Genomic DNA, 24,169 nt, shown 5'->3' with positions numbered 1-24,169 from the left:
TCTAGCTTAGCACATTTTAACTCCATAAAGATAAAACGATAGTTCAATATTTTGCTAGATAAGTTAATTTGTATAGTCCATCTCACCTTAAAAAATAAATTTATAATGTTTATTGTTAAGTAACTTTATAAACTTCTTATGAGATATAGTTTATGATGATAAATTATGGCACAAGTCACAGTAGAACAGACCCAAAAATTTCTTCCTATGCTTAGAATAACCTTAGGATTCATGTTCTTCTCAGCCTTTATTAGAAGAGCTATAAACGTTCCAGCGAAACTTGATCCAAACAGCAGTGCCTATGTAGGAGGAAAATTGATAACATTTTTACCTCATGCTTGGTCTCCAATAAAAGGAATGCTAGAAAGCATTCTGTTAAACCCTAGCGTCCTCTACGATTTTATAATTCTATTTACAGCATTAGAAGCTATTTTTGGACTCTTCATGATACTAGGATTGCTAACTAGGTTATCTGGATTAGTACTAGCGGGCTTAGCTTGGGGAATTGGTTTAGCAGCAGGTTGGTTAGGTTCAACGTGTGTTGATGAGTGGCAAATAGCAGCAGTTGAGGGAGCTGCTGCATTTATGTTTGTATTTACTGGAAGCAGATGGTTTTCAATTGACTATCTCTTAGCTAAAAAGTCAAAGGGAATAAGGATTGGCAAGTATTACATACCCTTGTGGTGATGAAGGATGAATGGCAAGATTACAACACTAGTTGCAATTATTATGATACTATTTACTACAGGAGTCACATTAGGACTATATCAGATAAACTTTCAAGGACTTGGGCATTTAACTAACTATTCTAAAACTCCAGCATATTCTTTGGTAGGTACTACATTATACGAAAACGGTACATTGTTCCTGCAAGTAAGTAGAACGGCTGGTCCAGACACTTATGGTGGTTTCATAGTTTTAGTTCAACTCTTGTATCCCAACGGTACAGTAGTATATCAATGGACTGGTCAACAATTAGGTCTATTACCACCAAATAGCATAAAGAATGTATATCCACTACATCCTTCTGAACCAATTAAGATAGGAAACTACGGAGTAGGAATAGAGGTTCCATTAGGACAAAACTCTACAATAATCTTACAATTGCCTCATCCCATACCAGCTGGTACCTATATTGTGAAAGTATGGGATGCGGATGGACAGTCGTCTGCATACGGGAGTAAGTTCCAGATAACAGTTAAAGTAAGCTCCTAAAACTATTTTTCCTCCTTTCTTTCTGTCATTTCTTTCCTTTTAACTTTATGGGGGTTAAGGGGGCGAAAGTCACCTTCCGCGAGGGAGGGATGGATAGCCCCCTTATAGAAAGATTTTTATAGTTTTTGAAAAATACATGTAACTATGTGGAAAAGATTGGACAGAAGTGCACATTCAGTTTACGTGCTTTACTACCACTATGTCCAAGTAGTCAAGTACCGCAGGAAAGTGTTCGACAATGAGGAGATCATAAATTTCTTGAAAGAAACAATTCTTGAAATAAGCAAAACATTCGAAGTAGAAGTTATAGACATTAGCGTTGACAAGGATCACTTCCACATGTTATTCAAGGCTAAGCCAACCCTTAACATACCAAGGTACATAAATGCGATAAAGACAATAACCTCAAGGGAGATACAGAGAAAATTTCCACAAGTTATGGAAGGGACATCTATGGTCCCCATCCTACTTCCTTGCAACTAGCGGACAAGTTACGTTAGAGGAGAACTATGTGGAGAGCCAAGGGAAAAAGTAACGTAGTACAACTATCCTTCAAGTACAAGATTTACCCGTCTAAAGAAGTAGAGGAGAAACTCCTCAGAGTAATGCAAGTTGAAGCAAAAGTTTACAACGCGCTATTAGACGTTATTACGAAAGCGAGAAGAGAGGGAAAGAATGTAACCCCAAGTGACACCCAAGCAATGATCAAGGACTTGAAAGTGGAGGGAAAGGAACTGGTATACTCAAAGGCCCTCCAAATGGTAAACAATGTATTGTGGTATAATATTAGAGCACTTCACGAACTCAAGAAGAAAGGAAAGAAAGTCGGTAAGCTTAGATATAAGAAGATCCTCAAGTTCATAAACTACAACCAATCTGGCTTCAAGGTTGAGGGAGATAAGCTAATTCTCTCAAAGATAGGTTTCGTAAAGGTACTCTTTCACAGACCCTTAGAAGGGAGAGTGAAGGGAGTGCTTATAGTGAAAAATGCCACAGGCTGGTATGCTGTATTTCAAACCGAAGTTGAAAAGAAACCATTACCAAGTAACGGTAGGAGAGTAGGTGTTGACGTTGGTGTTGAGAAACTAGTTACAACATCAGATGGTATTGTTATAGAAAATCCAAAAGTGTTCGACAAGATCGAGAAGAAAATACGTCTTATCCAACGAATATTATCTAGGAAAAAGAAAGGTTCTAAGAACTACGAGAAGGTTAGGGTTAAGCTCGCAAAACTTCACGAACACGCCAAGAACGTTATGAACGATTACATACACAAGATAACCACATGGCTAGTGGAACAATATGACGAGATTTACGTTGAAGATCTGGAAACCAAACAAATGGTAGAGAGACCAAAAAGCAAGACCCTTAGGAAGCATATTCTTCACTCAAACTTCTCCCTCTTCCTTCATCACCTCTCCTACAAGGCTGAAAGAGCTGGTAGGAGGGTGGTGAAGGTAGACCCAAGAAACACGTCAAGGATGTGTGCGAGATGTGGTTATGTGAGGAACGACCTTACTCTTGCTGACAGAACATTTGTTTGTCCAAGCTGTGGTTGGGTGGCAGATCGTGATTATAATGCTTCTCTAAATATTCTTTGTGCGGGGTCGGGACTGCCCTTAGTGCCTGTGGACGGGAAACCTCTACTATACATTCCCTTCTCAGAGGGAGTGTATAGCAAGTTTCCCGGAAGAAGCAGGAAATCCTCATCGTGAGGTGGGGATGCTCCGTCCGCAAGGGCGGAGTAGTTCACTTTTTAAATTATCAGCTCATATTATTTAGTAATGAAAGTAGGAGATGCGTTATTTAAGATGATGAACGAATTAGGTATTAGACAAATATTTGGAAATCCTGGTACTACGGAACTCAGCTTTCTAAAATACATGCCAAAGGACTTCAACTATTATCTAGCGCTCCAAGACGGGATTTCAGTGGGAATGGCTGAGGGATATTATTTGGCAACGAGAAAACCGCAAGTAGTTAACTTACATTCCTCACCCGGGCTTACCAATGCCATGGGTTTTATATATGAAGCTCTTATTAGCAGAACTCCTCTTATTGTATTGGTTGGACAACAGTATTCAGATAGATTAATAGATGAACCAGTTCTGTATGGGGACTTATTAAAAATCTCTCAAGGAGTTGTTAAATCAGCATATGAGATAAGAAATGGGAGAGACGCAATTAAAACGTTCATCAGAGCTTACAAGGAGAGTATTACACCTCCATATGGTCCGGTGCTTATATCCCTACCTCAAGATATTCCAGATGTGGAAATTAATGAGGAAAAAATAAATGTACCAAAATATTTTGTGAGTGGAGTTTGTGATACGTCTCCAATAGAATTTGTTTTAGATAAGATAAGGAGTGCTAATTCAATCGCGATTGTGGCTGGTTATGAAGTTTCCATATTTGACGCTTATGAGGAATTAACTAAGTTGGCTGAGAAGCTTAACGCTCCAATTTACACTGAACCATATTTGAGCATATTCCCAATTGACTCCTCTAATATTTTGTTTAAAGGCCCTCTATCCAGATATAAGGCTTCTGATGTAGTGAAGGAGTTAGAAAAATATGACCTTGTTTTAGTCATTGGTGGATGGTTAAATTACGTTGTATTTCCAGACGTGGATATAGGATTAAATATAGTTGAGGTAATTAGTGATTCAAAGGAGGCGTCAAAGAGGAAATGGGATACTATTGTTTGTAATCCTAAAGATTTCATCATTAAGCTTAACAATATGCTTCCCAAAAGTCTAAATAAATACATTACTAGGCGCGAGAATATTAGTCCAGAGTTAAACAGTGATTTTGTAGTAGATATTTTCAAAGACTTGAGAGTCTATTTGGATAAATATACAATATTCGCTGAAATTCCTACTTATAGGGACGCTTTGATAAGAACTATTGACTTAAAAGCGTCGTCACTCTATATAACGAGAGTTGGATTATTAGGATGGGCACTTTCTGCATCAGTAGGCTATAGTTTAAGTGGTAATAAAGTCCTTGCAATAGTTGGAGATGGAAGTTTTAACTACACTCCTCAAGCATTATGGGGTGCTGTGAAATATAATAGTAAAATGAAAGTGATTGTAATTAACAACGGGGGTTATTTGTCTTTGTCAAAGCATAAAGTAGAAGCTGATTGGTTGTTTCCATCAACTTCACCTTGGAAAGTCGCATTAGCTTATGGGTTTGAGGCTAGGGAATCAAGGGATGTAAAAAATGACTTAAAATGGTTATTTGAAGATGATAGGAGAAAACTGTTGGAAATTAGACTAACCGGGCACTAGCACCGCTCTCCCTAAAATCCTTCCAGAGTTTAACTCCTCAAGTGCGTTGTTTGCCTCTTCCAAGGGGAACGTCTTTAATTTCAATTTTACTTTATTTTGAACGTACAAGGTGACTAGCTCACTTAACTCATTATACGTCCCTACTAGATTGCCAACTACCATGATCTCCCTATTTATAAAATCTAATGTAGTATTTCTAAATTCACCACCATAGCCAACAATTGAGTATATTCCTCCCTTCCTTATCATCCTTAAGGCATTTTGAGGAGTTGAGTGCTCACCAACGAAATCTATAACAACATCTACCCCCACGTTATCAGTTAATTTCAATATGTCGCTAATACCACCATCTTTTCCCGCAATTATTACTTCATCAGCTCCTAATTCCTTAGCCAGCTTAATCTTCTCCTCATTTATATCTATAGCAATAACTCTAGCCGGGGTGATCGCCTTAAGGGCTTGAATACCAATATGACCTAGTCCACCAACACCAATAACAGCCACAATGCTCCCAGGGTAGAGGTATGGGGCAATCTTCTTTACAGCGTGATATGCTGTTATTCCAGCATCAGCTAAAGGTGCCATTGGTATTATATCAACCCCTTTGGGGATCTTTATTGCAGAGAAAGCCGACGTTTTCAAATACTCTGCATAACCACCATCAGTACCATCTAATCCTGGGAACTTCCCATATGGACAATGCATGTCGTTTCCAGATCTACACGCTCTACAATGTCTACAAGTAATGTAGGGATGTAATATTACTTGATCTCCTATATCTAACCAGTCTACAGCATTACCCTTTTCCTCTATTACACCAACGTTTTCATGGCCAATGGTAAATGGTAACTTAGGATTTATCACATCTTTCCATACCCCTTCAATAATGTGTAAGTCAGTTCTACAGACACCAGCACCCTTAATTCTTACTATTATATCATATGGTCCAGAAATCTTAGGTTTAGGAACCTCATCTAAAGATAAAGGTTTATTATATTCGTGAATTCTTACCGCTTTCATTTTCTTTTAGCCTCATATATCAGTTTGCAAAACTCGCCATTTATACTTAATGCTAGGCTACTTAATTTATCACCTCGCTCTCTTTTCATTCTAAACCTCTCTCTTATCTTCATATAACTATTTCCCTCAACTTCATCCTTATAACACTCCTCAAATCTTTTTCCACTATTTATACAACTGGTTAACTTCTCTGCATCGTGATGATCAACTACTTGAATTATGACATTATTGTAACGCTCACTTAACCTTTGTCTAACGTCCTCCAAGATCATGTATAGAAATAAGGGAGGACACCAAAAAGTAGGAGGTGATAAAGTGATTTTTATCTTACCCTCTTCAATCTCCTCTATCTTTCTTATGAAACCCATTTCGATTATGGAGTAATTAGTTTCTGGATCAATCACATCCTCAAGCAATCCTTCACACCTTTACTATAAGTGGTTTAGCTCTCTTACCAATCTCGTCATCTTTAGGAGGTAGGGAAATGCCCCATAATTTAGATGCATTTTCAAATAGGATCTTCTTCTTTACCTCTAACGTTAGCTCCACACCGTATTCCTTCTCCACATCTTGAGGTAATTCAAATTTCATGAACTCCTCCAATATCCATTTTGGATTCCAAATTGCGTAATCTGAACCCATCAAAATCCTATCCGGACCTAACCAAAATAGCAATTCAGCCATTATTTGAGCGAAATACCTAGGTCTCTTATGTATGAAGGCAGAAGCTACAGCTAATCCTGCGTAAATGTTCTTATCTTGAACTGCAGTCCACACGAAATCGTCTAATCTAGGTAATCCTATATGCGTGACTACGAACTTAATTTCTGGGAAAGAAGACGCTGCAGCATCAACGTCAGTTATGTCAAATGCGTCCTTATCCAATGGCCATACAGTTGGTCCCTTATGGGCTACTAAAATATCTATCCCTAAACCTTTACTGAATTCTATGAAATCAAATGCTTCCTTAGAGTCTAGTCTCCATCCCCTTGACAGCTTACCGTTGACGTCCTTCCACTCCGCAGTATACAGCTTAACATGTCTCATCTGCCAGGGCTTAACCCTGTATCTTCTAACATCTTCCTCCAATTTTTTCTTCCCTTCCTCACCATCTCTAGGATCCCATCTTGTTCCTATAACAAACCTATGAGGGTTACTCAAAGCTAGTTTACCAAACTCCTCGGTATTTCCAAAAGGTTCACGATAGAAGTATTGTAAATATTGCGGTTGAGTTATAGCAATATCAACATAACCGTTAATGAAAACATCCTCGATCATTCTATTTGAACCGTAATATTTGAAAGTGTTATAGTCCATGAGGTAATCCTCCGGACTTAGGGATTTATGATAGTCGTAGAAACAATCAATCCAACCCTTGGCAAGTTCTGGTCTTAGCCAATTTTCCTCATTAGCCTTCCAAACGTGTACGTGGTAGTCGATTATCGGAATTTCCTCCTTTTTTCCATCCTTTGTCTCAACTATAATCAATTGTCTCACCCAAATTATTTTATTGTGAAATCTTGCATAAGAACTTTTCTGTTATTATTTTTGCTTTTTTATAAAATAAACTATAACTTATGAGGAATTAAAAAAGGAACTATTTCTTCTTCCTTTAGTCTACAAATACTTGTAACTTATAACCAGTCCATATTGTATTTCCAGGCTTTACCCACTCTATTTCAATGTCGTCTGGATTAATTCCAATCCTACTAGCTAATATTTCCCTAGCTTGCTTATCGTAATTTGAATCAACTTGTTCCTTCCTAGTCTCTATTCTAATCTTTAATTTATCCATACTATTATCATAGATGAAAATGTTAAACATTCCAGTAGTATCTGGAATCTCATTTATAGCATCCTCAACGTAAATTGGCAACAATAATTTTCCTTTAACGAAGAACATCCACTCCACTCTACCGGGTACTGGCTCAGCAAATCTCATATGGATTATGCCATATTTGGGATCTGGGTCAGTTAAGAACTCGTTCTTAACGTAATCTCCTAAACTATACCGAATTAACGGCATGGTAAAGTGATTCAATAAGGTAGCTATCAATTCACCCCTCTCTCCCTCGGCAACTGGTTCATCAGTCTTAGGATCTACAACGTCGAATATTTCCATGTTCTCCCAAATCACTAATTGCCCTTCTAATCCCGGAACCTCAATAGCCATATGCCCATCAGTAGTTCCCCAAACACTTATAGCCAATTCAGCATTCGGATGAACCTTGAACAGTTTCTTCTTTGTGTTTTCAGCTGCTGCACCACCATGAAGCAACAAAACCTTAAATGGAGTCTCCCATCCCTCTAACACAGCCTCCTCCCCCACGAGCCTATGTAGCCAAGGAGTAGTGGCAAAAACGTCAACTTTCCAAAGTTTGAAGATTAAGTTGTGCCTATTCTTCCATGAGAAGTAAGTCTCACCACCTCCTGCTATTGCAGTTGCTCCACATCTCCACATTGCAGTCTCAACAACTGGAGGACCCCAGCTGTAAAATCCACTCATGTTTAAGTAGTTAGCGTAAACTCTATTTGGCTTAACTTCGGCGAAAGTCCACAAATATCTAGCCTGGGCCTCTTGGAAGTAGTCTAATTCTAAAGCTCCCCAACCTTGAAAAGTGGGTAATCCAGTTGAACCGGAAGTTGCTCCGACAAACCTTATGTACCTAGCTAATTCTGGATGAAATATGTTTCCAAACGGAGGATTTTGTTGTATATCCTTCCTAATTTCATCCTTTCTCAAAACTGGTATTTTAGTTACGTCTCTCCAATCCTTTATCATTTCTGGTTCGAAGTTCTTAGCTTTCCAGAACTTCCTATAGAATTCAATGTTCTCCCACGCCCACTTCACAATTCTCTTTAGCCTAAGTGTCTTAATCTTATCAAGTTCCTCCCTTTTCATAGCCATTACCTTTCTATTCCATAATATCTCAGAGGGATTTGGTGGATAGTCAGTTCTAATAAAACTCTGCTCCCTTAACTCCTTATGGATTATGTCATATTCTTTTTTAACTCCACTCATAAATATTCTAATGTTTAAAGAGTTTAAAAAGTTATGGATTCGCCTTTAGGAATCATTTGTTTCGAATAATCGAACTAATACATTTGACTTATAATCTTATTAAAAACTAAGTTACATCTAATCTAAACCAATAATTTAAAGAGGAGTATTGAACCTTATAGTTTATGAACCCCAAAGTGGTTAGGTTTAACCTTGGGACAGATTATATAACTTTAACTTCAGCCTTATATCCGGAAGGAATAATTAGAGTTAATCAAATTTGTAGTATTTTCGTTGATAAGAGCTATTGTAGTAATAACCCTTGGAGTGACGTAATTGATTGGTGTCCTTATAAATCAGCGGTTATATTTATGACTGCTGCAAGGGATTACACTTTTAAAGAAACCGATTGGGGAAAACTCTTCGTAAGTGCCGGAATTGGTGAAAGTGGAGAAGACGCAGGTTGTACCATAAATATCGGGGTGTTCGTAAATAAGGGATTAAACGTAAATGGACTAGTAGATTTAATAAGGACAGTGACTGAAGCAAAGGCAAGTGCCTTAAGAGATTTGGGATATAACTTTACTGGAACAGTGAGCGATGCAGTAGCTGTTGGATCATTGCCGGGTAATGAATACTTTATAGGTCCAGGGACTGAACTTGGTAAGAGGATAGCATTTGATATTAGAAAGACTATTGTTGAATTACTATCTAAGAGTTAAGATTAAATTTCAATTACAATTATTATCTAAAAATATGAAGATTAGGTTTTTATACTATCATAAAGAAGAAGATATGGGCAGGGCTTGATAGGTGAAGAGTGGTCCCAGGACTGATTTGGTGATGCCTTATTAAATATTCAAAATAAGTAACTTTATAAGTTGCTAATTATCATTTTTACACATGGAGAAAAGTATTGAGAAATTAATAGATATGGCTAAATGGACTTCAATACATTCCCTAATGTTTGCCTCGCTAGCAGTAGGGTATTTCATGTGGGGAGTTATCTCATCTATTGCTCCCTTGATTTACCCCAATATAAATAGCGTACTATTCTTACTAACCCCAACTTTCGCAACACTGGCGGGAGATTTAGTCCTTTCACTACTTTCCGATAAGAAATTAGGCAGAAAGACCACTTTCTTCATAACCATGTCACTATACTCCATTGGGACAATACTACTAGTTTTAGCAACAGTTATGGCTGGTTTTAATACCGATAACTTAGCTAAATTCCCCTCATTGATTCTAATAATCTTAGGGATAATTTTAGGAGTGTTTGGTGTTGAGGGAGAAGTTCCAGTAATGCTATCCTACACTGCAGAAATGATACCTCTAAAGTATAGAGAAAGTATACTGGTATTGGCTCCAAATTTCGATAATATTGGGGCGATGGTAGCTGCGCTAATAGGATACCTAACTTATAACACAACTACTTCTTTCGTGATAGAACTCCTAGCAATTTCCATAGTCGCGATATTGGGTATTGCTACAGCAATTATTATTAGATTATTGTTACCAGAATCTGTGAGATGGTTAGAGGTAAAAGGGAATTTAGATAAGGCAAAGGTAGAAGTAAGCAAAGTTTTAAAGAAAGGTACAGTAGAAGTGAGAGAAGTTAATGTAGGGAAAAAATTGAGTTTAGGTTCGAGATACGCATTCCTAGCAATAATTGGACTTTCCCAATATTTAACTTACGGTTTGATGGCATTTGTGGTAGCTGACTATTACTTTTCTTCATCACAAACTCCATTCATTATTTTCGTAGCGAATTTAGGGGCTTCAATATCCGGCTTCATAGCAGCTTATATTGCGAATAAGATTAGGACTAGAATATTTGCCTTAATATCATATGTGGGTGGAACCCTTAGCATGATTCCAATAATATACTTGACAGAGAACTTCAACTTGGCAATGTTTTACTCATTACTATTTGTGAATATGTTATTTAGCGAGTTCGGTTGGGCAATTAGGACAATTTACGAGCCAATATTAATGCCAAAGAACCTTAGGGCATTCATGATAGGACTTATCAGATTTGTGCCAATTACAGCATATGCTATTTCCACTTACATTACTCAGTCCTTTACTTTAACCGATTACATAGTGTTTAACACCGTATTATGGGGAATAGGCGGAGCTACCACAATAGTCTGGTTCTTCAAAGGTATAGACACAAATCATGTACCCTTAGAAGAAGTTGAGCGATAATGCCTACCTAAAGACCAAGCAACAATTAAGCAAATCAATGCAATACCGAATACAATTAGCTCAAATTTTAACGTTTCAAAATATTTCGTGAACGGAACCAGAAAATCTACAAAACCCATTGGAAAGGTTGCAAGCATTATTCTTTTTCTTCTAGTAATAACACTTAACACTGAAAGATATCCCCATGACGAGTGAATTAGAAGTGATGAAATTCTCTCAAGTATGCTCAACCCAATGATTGGCAGTGCTTGTATAACTGGATATTCTAGTTGGGATGGAACTGATTGCTGAAAAGGGTAGAAGTAATAAATCATGTACGTAAAGAGCGCGGGTATTGATATTAATACTGCGTTTTCCCACATTGCTAAAGAAGCTCCGTAACCCCAACCATTCTTTAGCCTCCCCAATCGAGCAAAAGCGTATGCCAGACCTACTTCAAACATAGAAGTTTGTAACCCATAATATAAACCTAAAATTACTAAATTGTTAATTGATACTAGATAACTTAGGGTAAAAAATTGAACTAAAACCTTCAATATAATCGCTATGAAAAACCCCAATGCAGAGAACACTAACACTTTTACACAATTAACTAACTTATATACAACTCCGAAAGAGAGGATCATCACTATAGGGGTTAGGAAATAAATGGGATCAAAGCTCATCTTCCATCACCTAACGAAGATTATCGTAGTTACTACAGTAAAAACTATAACAAGAATGATCAAAATAGAGATCCCGTGACCGAAATTTAACGTGTAACCTAAACCGTTTCTTCTTGGAACCCATATTCTCGGGTCATTAGGATTAACATATATTATTCCTCCTTTCCAATACTTATCATCGTTGAGTAAGTTATCATTAGCTATTACATCTCTTAAATATCCAGCTCCTTCAATACCAATTCTAAGCACATAGACTATGAGAATTGTGAAGAGTATAGATATGAGAAAGGTTATCAAAACTTCAAGTTCGATTAAGTTAATTATTGTCCATATGAAGAGTGAGATTGCAGTATATAGTGAACTAACAAAGACTCCTGCAATCCCCGTAATGGTTGCAACTCCCTCCTTAAATTTAAGAAATCCATAATAACTTCTCTCTGGATATGCTGGGTTAACTACATTAGTAGTCCTTGTAACTAATATTCCCAGTACTGTTAATAACCCTAAGATGACAGCATTTATTATCTCGACTTTGTAAAAGTTTAAAGGTGTCTTAACGAGAAAAGTTGTACCACTAGGACCAATGTGAGTAGGAAGTAATTGAGGTATAGAGGAATATATTAGATAGCCAAAAAAACAAGGTAATTGCCATGATTCCCCAGGCAAGTACGATGGGAATTATCCACATTCTACTTTCCTTCTTTTTAGTGCTAATTACCGCATATCTAGAAGAAGCCAACGGTAGACTTCCCCTACTTCTTATCACAACCCTCCTCCAATAAACAACATTTAATAAAAGTAGAATGACGTAAATGAAAACTGACACAAAGCTTACAAAATAATAAAGCGAAAGGGATACCAACGTTAAACCTATTAGGGAAAGCCTATACTTATTAACTATTTTTCTACCCTTACCCTTTTTAAATTCCGTAGTTACCCTAGCCCCAAGTAACATATCAGGAGGTTGTAAGCTAGGTACCAAGAAGAAATTGATAAAGATAAATGCGAACTCTACGTAGAAGATTACATCTAAAAGTGCCATGTTTTTCACCTTAATAAGCTTGATATAAATAAGAGAATTTCATCTCTTTTAGCCCCACTAGCCAAAGCCCAATAAACTGCTTCTCTCATCATTTCCTTCCACTTCTCATTTCTTATATCAGTCTTAACCACAAACCTCTTCTTGTAAACGGTTACGAATCCTTCACCTTCCAGATATTTATATGCTTTATCCACAGTTAACATATTTACGCCTAGCATTGCAGCCATTTCCCTAACTGAAGGTAAAGGATCCCCAGCGTTCAGTACTCCCTTAGCTATTAACTCAATTATCTGATCCGCTATCTGTTCGTAGACTTGCTTTTTGGAATTGAGGTCTATTCGAATTGTTATATCTGTCATATAACAACTATATCAGAATAAGTTTAAAAGTTTAATTTTTCAGTTGCTGAGCGTGGACAACAATTTCGTGTGTTTGAAACTTTTGCATTTATTAACACTTCTTTATCCACAAAATACAATTAAGCGTATGTTGTAGATTAGGACGAAAACTGAGAGTCAACTCGTTAGCCTATTCGAATTCCGAGGGAAGTTATAGAGGAGAGCTTCAAGGTCCTAAATCTTTTAGCGTAATCTCTCTCACAAACCCTCATGTGCATTAAAACAGTCAAAAGCATTATATGTTAATAGCCAGTAATGCAAGCAAACTCGATCAACCCTCCCAGAAGTACTCATTCACAATCATGTTAACTAGGACAATCAACACTTGAAGATCACTCCTCAAGTCGTGAAGAAAGGAATAGTCACAAGATACCTAACGATCCAAACGTAATAATAATTACCCTTATCACACACAACCTTAGTCCCATAAATAGCATCTCAATGATACAACGTACTTAACGCTACAAAGCCTCTTATAATAGTAGAGCAAGGTGGAGTAGGAAAACCAATCCTCCAAGGGGATAAACCAGAGAGATAACTAGACTTAACGTGAAATCTTGGCTTAAGTTTAATATACTCCATTAGGATTTTCATGAGCACGAGAATACATTTGCTTACCAATAAAAATCCCGTGATCACCTAAAACTAAATAAAAATGATTCATTTTCATAATAAAATCGGTGTATATAGTTTATTCCTAATTAATTAAATTGTTAGCCATACTCATCGGAATAATATGTTTAAAGGTAAAAATTATTGTGATCCTTGATATATTGCGTTTACATTTACTGGTATACTATTTCCGCTAACGTCCACAATCAACGTTATGACGTATATTGAATTCTCGACAAGAGATGATATATCGTTAAACTGAATTACTATCTCGTTGTTACCGGGGCTCAAATTTACTGGGTTTACATTAAATGTGAAAATTTTGGTCCCTTCAATTTTCACTGAGAGTATTGTTGCCTTTGTAGATGAATATATAGCTACTTTTGCACTTCCATCTCGCTTGATTACACCTTGCCCTAGTGGGTATATCTGCACACTTTGTGTTACAGAGATTGGTTTTACCTTTCCTAATCCTATATAAGATAAAATTGAACCTATAAATGCGAGAATTATTATCGCTATAAATATTCCGCCCACCTTTACGAGAGTATTATTGTACTCTCTTCCTACTCTGTACACTCCAATTCCGAGAAGTATTGAACCTATTAACAGTAAGATAATTTCTATGAAAGAGAACGGCAAGCTAATTAATATTTCAAAAAAGCTCGAGGACAAAATTCCATTAAGAAGAATTAAATTACCTATTATACCTAGGGGATAACTAATGATGTATAGTATAGTCCCAGTACTCCCTATTCCAATATCATTCGATACTGCTTTACTCAAAGCGTTAAAACCGCCTCGCAATATGATCATCCCTATTATATTTATCACTGCTACAATTGATGTGAAAATTAACGCTTCCTCTATCTGCGAAACTTCATTTGAGAGTATTTGGCTAAGTAATTGCTGTGTATTTGTGTTATTTATATTTTGGGAAACTGTAGGATTTGTAGTTATAAACCCTCTAAATAAGTTTACGAGAGACAAAAGTGAGACTACTATTAAAATTAGGAAGCCTAATCTTAATTTTCCAATGCCCACTTTTTCATTACTATTTGACATGATATATATTTTAACTAAAGATTTATAAATTCTACTACCTAAGAAAGGAAATTGAAAAGAGCGAGTTACTCTCTTGAACAACAGATTGAAAGTCCTATATGAGGTATTTCCAAATATTGTAGAGTATTAACTTTGCGAAAAATAGTGGTTTGGTTACAAGTGTTATTAATTAAATTACTCAGGGAAACACGAGTGATTTCAACTGACCTCCTTCTTGCCCTAAACAGTAAACCCAAAATAACTTTATAATAATAATAAAAAATACTACTTTTCCAATATTTGATCTATAGTGGAATGAAATTAATTACTAATATGGAGGTGAATAAAGATATTTCTCTCAATAGATCATATCTTTTATTATAATTTGTAGTATTGAAGAAAGCTTATAAGTCATCAGCTTGTAAAGAGATATATGGGTAAGGATAATCCATTTTCATACTGATCAAATGCTTACGGTAAAAATCATTTTGATGTAGATAAGCCGTTACAGAGGATACTTGATTATTTTAATGTAAAAGCAGATCTCTCAAAGTTGGGTGATTTTGCAGGCAGAGAATTATATGAAATAGCGGATCATGTGGATAAGAGGGCTAGGCCAATACATATAATGTGGAGCGTCAACGGAAAGAGAGTTGACGAAGTCTGGCTTGACCCTTCTCTGAGATGGGCTATTAATAGATTAATTAAGGATTTCGATGTAAATAAGTTTCCATATAAAGAAGGAAATTGGCATAAACATTTCGCTTCCATATACTTAATTTCAGATCCGGGTATTGCATGTATACTAACAATCACCAACCAAACTGCATACGCTCTTTATAAGTATGGAGGAGATGAGTTAAAGAAGTACGTTTCCTATTTGATAGGAGATGCTGATGAGTTACTTTTCGGGGCTACATGGTTTACAGAAGTTCAGGGTGGTAGTGATTTAGGGGCTAATATGGTAGAAGCTGAGTTTAATGGTAAGTATTGGGTATTGAATGGAAATACTAAGTACTTTGCTAGCGGTGTGGGATTAGCTGATCTCGCATTGGTGAGTGCTAGGCCTAGGGGAAGTAAAAGTGGAGCCAAAGGTTTAGCTCTCTTCCTAGTTCCTAAAGAGAATAGTAGCGGAGAGAGAAATTTCCTAATTAGGAGACTTAAGAGGAAAAGTGGAACTAACAGTGTACCGACTGGGGAGGTGGAGTTTAACAATTCAGAGTCATATCTCATAGGGGAGAAGGAATATGGAATATATTACATAACTGAGGATCTCATGGTATCGAGATTAGCCAATGCTGTAGGAGCATTGGGTATAGCGAGAAAAGCTTTTCTTGAATCATATTATTACTCTCAGTTGAGAAAAGCTTTCGGAAAAGCACTAATTGAACATCCTTTAATTCAAAAAGATTTGCTTGAAATGGAAATTATGATCGACGGTGGTATGATATTAACCTTTAAGGCAATAGAGGAATTTCAAAGATCCTGGAAAGCAGTTCCACCTTACTATAGTGAGGAGTATCATTATGCCCGTTTATTAACTCATATTTCCAAATACATTACTGCCGAGATAGCGTCTTATGTGTCGAGAATGGCTATGGAAATTCATGGAGGTATAGGATTCCTTGAGGAGTTCCCAATAGAGAGACTTCATAGAGAAGCGCTCATAACCCCTATTTGGGAAGGAACTGGAAATATTCAAGCTTTAGAAATGCTTGAGACTATACTAAAGAAAGAAGCCCATAAGCAACTACTGAAAGATTTAGAGAGAATAGTCTATGAGACAAGAGATGAGACAGCATCTAAAACTCTTGAATACATTAAGGACAAATTCACAGCGCTTATATCTTTTAAAGAGTACGAAATGCAATTTTACTCAAAGGATATATTAACAAACGTAGGCCACGGTATCTCTGTCATATTACTTTCTCACATCGGTCATAAGCTTGGAATTGAAAGATTTATCGACATATCGAAAATCTATTACGAGAAATTCATTATGGGTAAGGAGATTTCAAGAGACTACATACCGGAAATACGTAAGCTAATAGCTATAGATGAGGGATAAAGGGATGCAGGAAGGATTTACAATATTTTCACTTTTGAAAAGAGCAATTACAATAGCATCAGATAAGGAAATAGTAGACCCTTTCAGCAATGTTAGACAAACATATAGAGAGACCTATGAGAGAGTAATAGGGATTTCTAACTCAATGTTATCGATTGGAATAACTAAAGGTAGTATAATAGGAGTTGCAGACTACAACACTCTTAAATTTGTCGAATTACTGTTTGCCTCCAGTTTAATAGGTGCGATAATATACCCTATAAATGTAAGGTTACCCTATGAACAATTACTTCATACAATTAACCACGCAAGAGTTGAATGGATCTTCACTGCAAAGGATTTCGCACCTCTTTTCAAGAACTTCAACAAGGATAGGATTATCAGTTTAGACTCTTCCGATACTAAGATAACTTATGATGACTTAGTAAATAAAAGATCGGTTAAAGAACCTGATGTCAACGTAAAGGGAAGCGATCCATATTCTATTCTATTTACCTCAGGTACAACTGGGTTACCTAAAGCAGTTATATACACTAATGAAAAGACAGTTCATGGCGCACTTGGTATGGTACATCAATTATCACTTTATAACAGTCCCGCTCCACTGAAAAGTGATGATGTTATATTGGGTCTTATCCCGTTTTACCATTTATGGTCATGGGGATCCCTATTTCACGCTACATATTTGGGCGCTAAATATGTCACGAGTGGAAAATTTGAACCAATGAAGATTTTAGAGATTATAGAGAAGGAGAGGATCAGTTGGCTAAATGCAGTTCCTACGATGATCTTTATGCTACTAGGCGTAGCTAAGCAAGGACAGCTAAAAGGATTGAAAGCTCTAGTTGGTGGATCTCCGATCTCTTCCAATCTCGCTAAGATGTTGAAGGAAAATGGAGTGTCTTTCGCATCAATATATGGAGGGACAGATATGTTGGCGATCTCCATTACAATATTCCCAAATAATAATATTCAAAATCCTGAAGAGTATGCTAGGTTATACACCCATCCTCTTCCTTTCGTTGAGCTTAAAATAATAAAACCAGATGGTGAAGAGGCTAAAAAGGGAGAGGTAGGAGAGTTATGGATTAAAACACCTTGGTTACCTGGTGAGTATCTTAACGATCCAGAGAACACCAGATCCTCATATGTGAATGATTGGTTTAGAACTGGAGATGTGGCAATGATCACAGAGAGCAATGAATTAAGAATATTAGATAGGGAAAAAGACCTAATTAAAAGTGGTGGAGAGTGGATAATTCCTAGTATAATTGAATCCTTAATTTCCGAAGTAAGTGGAGTAGATATGGTAGCTGTAATAGGTAGAAAGAACGAAAAATGGGGAGAAAGACCAGTTGCGATAGTTAAAGGCAAAGGGCAAAATCTGCGAGAAGATATAATTAATCACCTTAAGGACAGTGTAGATAAAGGTTTGTTACCAAAATGGTGGATACCAGATGAGATAATTGTGATGGAAGATTTACCGCTAACTAGTACTGGAAAAGTTAATAAAAGAGTTCTAAGAGATAGAATCAAATAATCTCATTAATTTTCAATATCTATTCGGAGTATTTAAAAATCCTTTAGTGTTGCTATCGTAAAATTAAAAATTATTTCCAGTTAACCGCTAACGTCAAGTGTAGTTAAACATAGTTATAGCTAGATCTTCACAATAATTCAAAACAATGAAGATAAATAAATTCTTGAAGAATACTAAGAAAGTCAGAAGGATAATAAAATTCTCAAAAGGAAGAGATCTGTATTATTTTTGTCCCTAAGAACTGGGGGAAGTGTTCTCATGTTATTCAATATTATGTAATAAATAAAAAATTATATCGTGTTGTCTCTAATATACTGTACTGCCCTCAAGTACGTCTAATTTAAGGGTTTATGGGAATTCTTGTTACTTAAGGACATCCCCTTTTTTCGGATAAAAATAAAAGTTTTTACGATACTACCCATAAAGTGGACATATTTCAGCTTCAAGGTCTTTTCCTATTATTATCGGCAATTCTAGGATATTTTCTACACAATAAATTATCCGTGAAGATAGTAAGCTTTGTAAACAACTACATAAACTTACCCACAATATTTTTCATCACATATCTTCAGCGAGGTTTTGAGGTAAGTGATGCTAAAATTTTCCTAGCATCTGTACTCTATAACTTCTTAATGTTGGCTATAGTATTATATTTAACTAGAGATATTAGTCCATTCGTTAGAGGGGCTGTGTTGATAAATTCAATCTTCATGAATACAATTAATTTGCCTTTCTCAATACTTCTGGTATTCAGAGGAAACTATGAAATCTCTGCAACAGTTGCAGTTGCAATGGCTACGTTAAGACTACCAATAGCCATGATAGTTTTTACCTATTTGAACAAGGGTAAGAGCTTAGTCCCAAACGGGTTAATGACGAATCTTTCAAGATATCTCCCTGTAATCGCCTTTCTAGTAGGTAGCGGATTGCATTATGTAATAGGTTCTATTCTGAGCGAAAAGGATGTTAATACAATAAATCTAATTCTTATCTTAATAGTCCTTTATGAATTCGGTTATCAAATCAAAAGGGTAATTGGTGAAATGAAAATTGAGAATGTTATATCAAAGCCCTATATAATAATCTATATATCTAGACTCGCTATTAGCCCCATTCTGATATTTTTTATCTTACTCGTATTGGGTTTGACTTCAAAGACAATAATTGAGCAAGTGATGGTAACCGGAATGATGGCTCCTGCAATAACTAACGTAATCTGGGCTAGGATTTATGGATTTGATGTAGAAACCACAGTAAGATCCACCTTAATATTAACGCCTATTGCTGTTGTAGTTGTAATAATATTTCTTTTACTTTATTAATTATATGCTCTGTAGTAGTTTCCTGAAAATGACGTATAGTATATAATGTTTAATTTTTCCAGTGTGAAATCTAAGAGTATCTATACTATACACGCTTGAAATATTTACGATTATTTAAATCTTTTAGAAGAGAATCTATGTTAGTGTTTAAGGTTTAAGAGATTTAAGGTAAATTTACGTAAAGTACTACCTCTGCTATTTGAGAGAACCAATTTTTGAAGAAATTGAGTCTAACATTTGGCATTCAGGTTTTAAAGGTTGAGCTCAAATATGCATAGTTAGATTCTTCAATAAATTTCAATGGAGTGACATTATAGAAAAATCATATTTTCGTGTAGAATAAATAACCTTATGGGGTTTTCGAGCTTCATGGAATTTTCATGAAATTGTATTCTCAGCCCTGGCATTTTGTTCGTTAATTCTTGAACTCCACTCTCTGCAAAGTGGTAACGTTCACTTCGAAATTGTTACGATCCATTCCTTTTATCCAAGTGATATCGAGATAATTTATAATGATTTTTGTATAATTCTGAAGTTACCAAAAAGCAAGAGCTTGGAAAAAAATTAAAATACCATTACTACTCCGGGATATACTTCTTCTAAGAATGATTCTCCGCCCTTAATATCGTCAACAATATCCAATAGATCTTCCTTTTTAATATTATAAGCAGCTGCTGCTATTGGACAAGCATAAATCCTAAACTTTTCTGGATATTCCTTCTTCAACTCCGTTAAGTAATCTGGCCAATCTTGGAATTTACCAGCCTTTATAAACTCTTGTAGGTTCTTTAAAAAAACTTCCACGTTTGGTGCGTAATATGAAGGATAGATACTAAAATCTCTGGGGTTTAAACTAGCCCAAACCTTCTTAGCCGTATCTTTTCTAAATGCAATCAAACCCTCATTTACTAGGTGTAAGACAACCTTCCAACCACTAGCTAATGCAGAGGCTGAGTAAACTACAACACAACATATTCTATTGGCAGCTCCGGATTGGACAACAATCCCAAGCTTTCTTTCTTGTTCCATATGTATTATTGTAATAATAAGAGTATTTAAGGATTTGGAAATGTGCAAAACTTATGAATTAATTATACAATTTAATCTTTAGAGATTTATCCAGTCGGATCATAACAATTTAACGAAAACAATGTTCAGGACTCAACCTGAAAGGTGTCTAATTATTAATGCTCCAACTGCACAGTTAGAACAGAGACTTTCAAAAGAAAAATTTCCTTAAAGCTCAAATTTCACGGCAATAATAACTACTATTCCTAGTGTGCTAATCGGAAATAGATAACCAGATGATCGTGGAGAAGATTTGCATTCACGTATAACGTAGTAAGTCGTTATAGGTCCTTCCAATACAATAGTCTTTCTATATATAGATAAAGTAATTATTTGAGTTTAATTCATTAACTCTGTTACTACTTCGTTTGAAAACGGTAAGTATCTCATTCCTTAGTACGCTAAACTCAAAGATCGCGTATTTTGAATTACTGTTGTATTTTAAGATCCTCTTGTTATTAGTTAAGTACAAATAGTGTTATGAATACTTAATGAATATTGTTGATACAATGAGGTGGTGAGAGTTGGCTGCTGGAGTAAGTATCGAAAAAGGAATTATTATTGAGAGCTAGATTTTTAGGTCATATAACTATAACACTCCACCTACTGATTTAATAGGTTTTATTCAAATATCATTGAAAGAGATTTCTTAAGAAACTTCGTATTAATGAATCATTACATAAATAATAAAAAATTTTACCTATTTATTAATGATTATGGTTGATAAACGGCAGCCGTAGAGATGTTAATTATATTTCCTCCAATATTTAATGTTAACGTTATAATGTAAGTAGTATTCGGAGCCAATGATTGAACATTCCCAAAGAAGATTGTTACCTCGTTATTGCCGATTTGCAACACAGTAGGATTTATTGCACTCGACATAATATTTGCACCCTCAATTTTCGCAGATATAACACTAGCTGGGGATGAGGAGTATAACGTGATATAAGCATAACCATTATTCCTTATAATTCCTTGGCCAACCTGATAAACTTGAGGAACTAAAGGTTGTTGTGTAACCATTGGTGATGGTCTCACTCTACCTAAACCTACGTATACTAAAATAAAGCCGATGAAGTTAAGAAGATCTATGGGTATTGCTATTAATATTCCACCAATCTTAACTAATCCTTCATTATATATTTCACCAACCCTGTAAAACCCTATACCAATTAATATTCCACCAATCAGTGCTATTATTTCTCCTAAAACCAATATTGGTAATCCTACAATTACAATTGTAAGTAACGCTCCAATAATGACAATAATTAACCCCACTAGATAGAGAGTAGTCCCAGTTTCGCCAATTCCCACATCTTTACCTAAGCTCTTCAAAATACTGAAACCACTCCTTACTCTTAATACACCTAATAGTCCTACAATAGCACCAATTAGTATTACTATAGCAATCCCTGCTAAAAGGCCAATACCACTGGCAATTATTCCAGCAGCGTTACCAGTCGCAGCAGAAAACATACTACTAGCGATTCCTGCAGATATAATTACCAGAGTTCCTATTGCGGCAAGTAACACTGCAAGTATCATGAAGAGGGAACCACTCCTTAATTTTCCTATTCCTTCTAATTCCGTATTCTGTTGCGCCATATAAAATAATATCATATTACTAATTTAAAAACTTTCACTTTCCCTATTTTTCAGAATAGTTAGAACATTAATAATTTCAAGATTGTCACAAGCATCAACACACCTAGCACAGCCAATACAACTTATCCTATTAGAATACCCTTTCACTAATATGTCATTACTAATAGGTATCTTAACCGGGCAAGAGGCATCACACTCCTTACTAGCACACCCTCGACAAACACTAACATCCTTAGCTCTTATCTTAAATAGCACCTTATTAAATATCCCAGTGAAAGTGCCGAAACCGCACCAGCCTTGCCTAGCACACGAATATATTCCAAAAACTGGTGTTAAGAAGTAGAAAATCCACCATACGTAGTTAAGCGTGAACATGCCGTATAAGTCCAAGGGATTAATAGAAAGGCTGATATTCCCTATTTGAGTCATAACGTAAAGGTAAAATGCAACAATCATCGGTATTATGAAAATCCACCTCAAGTAGTCCCAAACCTTACTGCTTTTCCTAGCAGAGAATTGCTCATAGAACACATTAGACCACATGTGAGCTGACATACAAACAAGGTTACAGTAAACTCCCCTACCAAATAATGTTGAAAATAATGCGATAACGACTAGAGAAATTATGAAAGGTGCTAAAGTGACTGGAAATATCATACCGCTCATTCCAAAAATATAGTAATTCGTATAGTAAGGGATCAACACCACAAACGTTGGTATCCCAGCTATAATACCTAGTGTCCATGCCTTCAGATACTTAGTCCTAACCTTCTTAAACCTCTCATAAACTAAATAGCTCATCTCAACCCCCATCATTATTACGTAAAATGGACTCATTGTAGTTGCCATTACAGTCATAAATGGGATCATCACTAGTTGACCAAGCAAACTATATCGCATTGTCGCCATAGTAATCATCGTTAAAGGGTTAAATGGGAATAGCCACCAAAACGGATTAGAGAAAGACGATCTCATCATATGTGGATCCATTATCATTTTGCTATTTACCGTACTAAGGAAGAGTGAGTTCGTTAGACTAAATCCTAATACGGTCTCTCCAAAACCCATTATAAGCTCAGTCAAGTTTATTAGTACAAGGAATAGGAAAGGTTTAGGTGAGATTTTCTTAGCAGGAACATTGTAAAATATTAAAAAGAAGTACCAAATCATTGACGCAATCATGGATAGGGTAAGGAAATATAAGTCGCTAAATGAGGCAAAAAAGGTTAAGCCAATCATCATTAAGAGGTTGAATAAGGATAGAGAGATCGCAATTAATTGCCCTTGAAATGTCAATATCCTCATTTCTGTTAAATATAACAACACGATGTTTATTATCATGAAAACTGAAGTCAAAAGCGACATTGTAAACTCAAGCATTCTGTCCATTAAATAAAGAGAGGGCATGAAGGCCATGGAGACTGCAAATGTGGTCATAGCGAACTCTATAATGCTTTTTCTCCTCAAGATATAGAGGAAGAAAATCGCATCACCTAACATCATTGCACCATAGGCCGGATTATCAACACTAGTAAGTAAGGGGTTAGGTAAGGGATTGAAATAACTACCATAAAGATAACCCATTGCTAACTCATCGAAAACTATTACCGACGACAATAATAACCCATATATCCAATTTCTAGTAACGTTAACAGTATAATCCCTTATTACGAGTGATATGAATAAGGGTATAAATACTAGAAGTATTCCAATCGTGAAAAATAATATATCAAGCTGAGCTAATGCCAAACTTTCAAACCCCATTACCAATATTATCGAAACAAGCAGTAACAAACCTTTAACCTTGACGTATTCTCTTCTTAAAATCAAACCAAATATCCAAAAATCAAGTGACATCATTACAATAATGTAAACAAGAGAGAACAGCTTAAGTATAGTCTCATATTCCATGTGGTTTATTCGAGTCTCAAAAATTTAAATTTTACTTGAAATACCATTAGAAAATAATATTGTAGAACTATTTTTTCAACTTTAGTCAATTTAATGTCTAAATGAATTTAATCTATAAATCAAATTTCTGCATAAATATCTACGAATAGAT

The 24,169-nt window shown here is 35.8% G+C and carries 18 protein-coding genes and 4 pseudogenes; 10 read left to right on the top strand and 12 right to left on the bottom strand.

Features of this window, described 5'->3' with window-relative positions; all coding sequences use genetic code 11:
• The first annotated feature begins 165 nt into the window (after positions 1-165).
• The 5 genes and pseudogenes from GFS03_RS05420 to GFS03_RS05400 all read left to right on the top strand — a co-directional run bounded on the left by GFS03_RS05420 (position 166) and on the right by GFS03_RS05400 (position 4,508).
• Positions 166-687: a DoxD domain-containing protein gene (locus GFS03_RS05420; protein WP_153422858.1), complete on the top strand. Its 522-nt coding sequence runs from the start codon at positions 166-168 to the stop codon at positions 685-687.
• 6 nt (positions 688-693) lie between these two features.
• Positions 694-1,215 carry a TQO small subunit DoxA domain-containing protein gene (locus GFS03_RS05415; RefSeq protein WP_153422857.1) on the top strand — a complete coding sequence of 174 codons (522 nt, stop codon included), beginning with the start codon at positions 694-696 and terminating at the stop codon, positions 1,213-1,215.
• A gap of 144 nt (positions 1,216-1,359) precedes the next feature.
• A pseudogene (gene tnpA, locus GFS03_RS05410) lies at positions 1,360-1,750 on the top strand (IS200/IS605 family transposase).
• Positions 1,725-2,930: an RNA-guided endonuclease InsQ/TnpB family protein gene (locus GFS03_RS05405; protein ID WP_153422856.1), complete on the top strand. Its 1,206-nt coding sequence runs from the start codon at positions 1,725-1,727 to the stop codon at positions 2,928-2,930. The pseudogene tnpA and the gene GFS03_RS05405 overlap by 26 nt, the downstream one beginning before the upstream one ends.
• A gap of 69 nt (positions 2,931-2,999) precedes the next feature.
• Positions 3,000-4,508 carry a thiamine pyrophosphate-binding protein gene (locus GFS03_RS05400; protein WP_153422855.1) on the top strand — a complete coding sequence of 503 codons (1,509 nt, stop codon included), beginning with the start codon at positions 3,000-3,002 and terminating at the stop codon, positions 4,506-4,508.
• Here the strand turns inward: GFS03_RS05400 and GFS03_RS05395 are convergent.
• The 4 genes from GFS03_RS05395 to GFS03_RS05380 form a co-directional block, all read right to left on the bottom strand.
• Entirely contained in the window at positions 4,494-5,528 is a 1,035-nt protein-coding gene (locus GFS03_RS05395) for an NAD(P)-dependent alcohol dehydrogenase (RefSeq protein ID WP_153422854.1), read from the bottom strand. The two genes, GFS03_RS05400 and GFS03_RS05395, sit on opposite strands and share 15 nt — an antisense overlap.
• A complete protein-coding gene (locus GFS03_RS05390) occupies positions 5,525-5,944 on the bottom strand; it encodes a metal-sulfur cluster assembly factor (RefSeq protein ID WP_153422853.1) in 420 nt (139 codons plus the stop codon). Before GFS03_RS05390 ends, GFS03_RS05395 begins: the two co-directional genes overlap by 4 nt.
• Positions 5,945-5,948: 4 nt before the next feature.
• The gene (locus GFS03_RS05385; protein ID WP_238699218.1) at positions 5,949-7,016 is read right to left on the bottom strand and encodes an amidohydrolase family protein; all 1,068 of its coding nucleotides are present in this window, start codon (positions 7,014-7,016) and stop codon (positions 5,949-5,951) included.
• A gap of 124 nt (positions 7,017-7,140) precedes the next feature.
• Positions 7,141-8,550, bottom strand: a complete 1,410-nt coding sequence (locus GFS03_RS05380) for a phenylacetate--CoA ligase family protein (protein WP_153422852.1) — start codon at positions 8,548-8,550, stop codon at positions 7,141-7,143.
• Positions 8,551-8,714: 164 nt separating this feature from the next.
• Between GFS03_RS05380 and GFS03_RS05375 the strand changes: the two genes are divergently transcribed.
• Both GFS03_RS05375 and GFS03_RS05370 read left to right on the top strand, forming a co-directional pair.
• Positions 8,715-9,251, top strand: coding sequence for an adenosylcobinamide amidohydrolase (locus GFS03_RS05375; protein ID WP_153422851.1), 537 nt, complete (start codon positions 8,715-8,717; stop codon positions 9,249-9,251).
• 181 nt (positions 9,252-9,432) lie between these two features.
• A complete protein-coding gene (locus GFS03_RS05370) occupies positions 9,433-10,740 on the top strand; it encodes an MFS transporter (protein WP_153422850.1) in 1,308 nt (435 codons plus the stop codon).
• Here GFS03_RS05370 and GFS03_RS05365 read toward each other — a convergent pair.
• From GFS03_RS05365 to GFS03_RS05345, 5 genes and pseudogenes are all read right to left on the bottom strand, one after another.
• Complete coding sequence (locus GFS03_RS05365; RefSeq protein ID WP_153422849.1) at positions 10,710-11,405, bottom strand: symporter; 696 nt, start codon at positions 11,403-11,405, stop codon at positions 10,710-10,712. The two genes, GFS03_RS05370 and GFS03_RS05365, sit on opposite strands and share 31 nt — an antisense overlap.
• Positions 11,406-11,411: 6 nt before the next feature.
• Positions 11,412-12,447, bottom strand: a pseudogene (locus tag GFS03_RS05360) (DUF5808 domain-containing protein).
• A 5-nt stretch (positions 12,448-12,452) separates the two neighbouring features.
• On the bottom strand, positions 12,453-12,806 hold the full coding sequence (locus GFS03_RS05355; RefSeq protein WP_153422848.1) for a GntR family transcriptional regulator: 354 nt from the start codon (positions 12,804-12,806) through the stop codon (positions 12,453-12,455).
• 23 nt (positions 12,807-12,829) lie between these two features.
• Positions 12,830-13,439: pseudogene (locus GFS03_RS05350) on the bottom strand (IS6 family transposase).
• 159 nt (positions 13,440-13,598) lie between these two features.
• On the bottom strand, positions 13,599-14,522 hold the full coding sequence (locus GFS03_RS05345; RefSeq protein ID WP_153422847.1) for a DUF973 family protein: 924 nt from the start codon (positions 14,520-14,522) through the stop codon (positions 13,599-13,601).
• Positions 14,523-14,934: 412 nt separating this feature from the next.
• Between GFS03_RS05345 and GFS03_RS05340 the strand changes: the two are divergent.
• From GFS03_RS05340 to GFS03_RS05330, 3 genes and pseudogenes are all read left to right on the top strand, one after another.
• Positions 14,935-16,569, top strand: a pseudogene (locus GFS03_RS05340) (DNA alkylation response protein).
• Between the two features lie 4 nt (positions 16,570-16,573).
• Positions 16,574-18,109 carry an AMP-binding protein gene (locus GFS03_RS05335; protein ID WP_153422846.1) on the top strand — a complete coding sequence of 512 codons (1,536 nt, stop codon included), beginning with the start codon at positions 16,574-16,576 and terminating at the stop codon, positions 18,107-18,109.
• A gap of 425 nt (positions 18,110-18,534) precedes the next feature.
• Positions 18,535-19,431 carry a hypothetical protein gene (locus tag GFS03_RS05330; protein ID WP_153422845.1) on the top strand — a complete coding sequence of 299 codons (897 nt, stop codon included), beginning with the start codon at positions 18,535-18,537 and terminating at the stop codon, positions 19,429-19,431.
• 564 nt (positions 19,432-19,995) lie between these two features.
• On the opposite strand, the gene GFS03_RS05325 is transcribed toward GFS03_RS05330, so the two are convergent.
• The 3 genes from GFS03_RS05325 to GFS03_RS05315 form a co-directional block, all read right to left on the bottom strand.
• A complete protein-coding gene (locus GFS03_RS05325; RefSeq protein ID WP_153422844.1) occupies positions 19,996-20,460 on the bottom strand; it encodes a peroxiredoxin in 465 nt (154 codons plus the stop codon).
• 753 nt (positions 20,461-21,213) lie between these two features.
• Positions 21,214-22,107: a DUF973 family protein gene (locus tag GFS03_RS05320; protein ID WP_153422843.1), complete on the bottom strand. Its 894-nt coding sequence runs from the start codon at positions 22,105-22,107 to the stop codon at positions 21,214-21,216.
• A gap of 24 nt (positions 22,108-22,131) precedes the next feature.
• Complete coding sequence (locus GFS03_RS05315) at positions 22,132-24,018, bottom strand: 4Fe-4S binding protein (RefSeq protein WP_153422842.1); 1,887 nt, start codon at positions 24,016-24,018, stop codon at positions 22,132-22,134.
• Between the last annotated feature and the right edge of the window lie 151 nt (positions 24,019-24,169).

The organism is Sulfolobus sp. E5-1-F, assembly GCF_009601705.1.
Taxonomy (GTDB): Archaea; Thermoproteota; Thermoprotei_A; order Sulfolobales; family Sulfolobaceae; genus Saccharolobus.
This window is presented reverse-complemented; position numbering and strand designations above follow the sequence as displayed.

Excerpts from the sequence above, each read along its gene's own strand:
- GFS03_RS05420 (WP_153422858.1), top strand. The coding sequence starts at position 166 with ATGGCACAAGTCACAGTAGAACAGACCCAAAAATTTCTTCCTATGCTT.
- GFS03_RS05415 (WP_153422857.1), top strand. The coding sequence starts at position 694 with ATGAATGGCAAGATTACAACACTAGTTGCAATTATTATGATACTATTT.
- GFS03_RS05405 (WP_153422856.1), top strand. The coding sequence starts at position 1,725 with ATGTGGAGAGCCAAGGGAAAAAGTAACGTAGTACAACTATCCTTCAAG.
- GFS03_RS05400 (WP_153422855.1), top strand. The coding sequence starts at position 3,000 with ATGAAAGTAGGAGATGCGTTATTTAAGATGATGAACGAATTAGGTATT.
- GFS03_RS05395 (WP_153422854.1), bottom strand. The coding sequence starts at position 5,528 with ATGAAAGCGGTAAGAATTCACGAATATAATAAACCTTTATCTTTAGAT.
- GFS03_RS05380 (WP_153422852.1), bottom strand. The coding sequence starts at position 8,550 with ATGAGTGGAGTTAAAAAAGAATATGACATAATCCATAAGGAGTTAAGG.
- GFS03_RS05375 (WP_153422851.1), top strand. The coding sequence starts at position 8,715 with ATGAACCCCAAAGTGGTTAGGTTTAACCTTGGGACAGATTATATAACT.
- GFS03_RS05370 (WP_153422850.1), top strand. The coding sequence starts at position 9,433 with ATGGAGAAAAGTATTGAGAAATTAATAGATATGGCTAAATGGACTTCA.
- GFS03_RS05365 (WP_153422849.1), bottom strand. The coding sequence starts at position 11,405 with ATGAGCTTTGATCCCATTTATTTCCTAACCCCTATAGTGATGATCCTC.
- GFS03_RS05355 (WP_153422848.1), bottom strand. The coding sequence starts at position 12,806 with ATGACAGATATAACAATTCGAATAGACCTCAATTCCAAAAAGCAAGTC.
- GFS03_RS05345 (WP_153422847.1), bottom strand. The coding sequence starts at position 14,522 with ATGTCAAATAGTAATGAAAAAGTGGGCATTGGAAAATTAAGATTAGGC.
- GFS03_RS05335 (WP_153422846.1), top strand. The coding sequence starts at position 16,574 with ATGCAGGAAGGATTTACAATATTTTCACTTTTGAAAAGAGCAATTACA.
- GFS03_RS05325 (WP_153422844.1), bottom strand. The coding sequence starts at position 20,460 with ATGGAACAAGAAAGAAAGCTTGGGATTGTTGTCCAATCCGGAGCTGCC.
- GFS03_RS05320 (WP_153422843.1), bottom strand. The coding sequence starts at position 22,107 with ATGGCGCAACAGAATACGGAATTAGAAGGAATAGGAAAATTAAGGAGT.
- GFS03_RS05315 (WP_153422842.1), bottom strand. The coding sequence starts at position 24,018 with ATGGAATATGAGACTATACTTAAGCTGTTCTCTCTTGTTTACATTATT.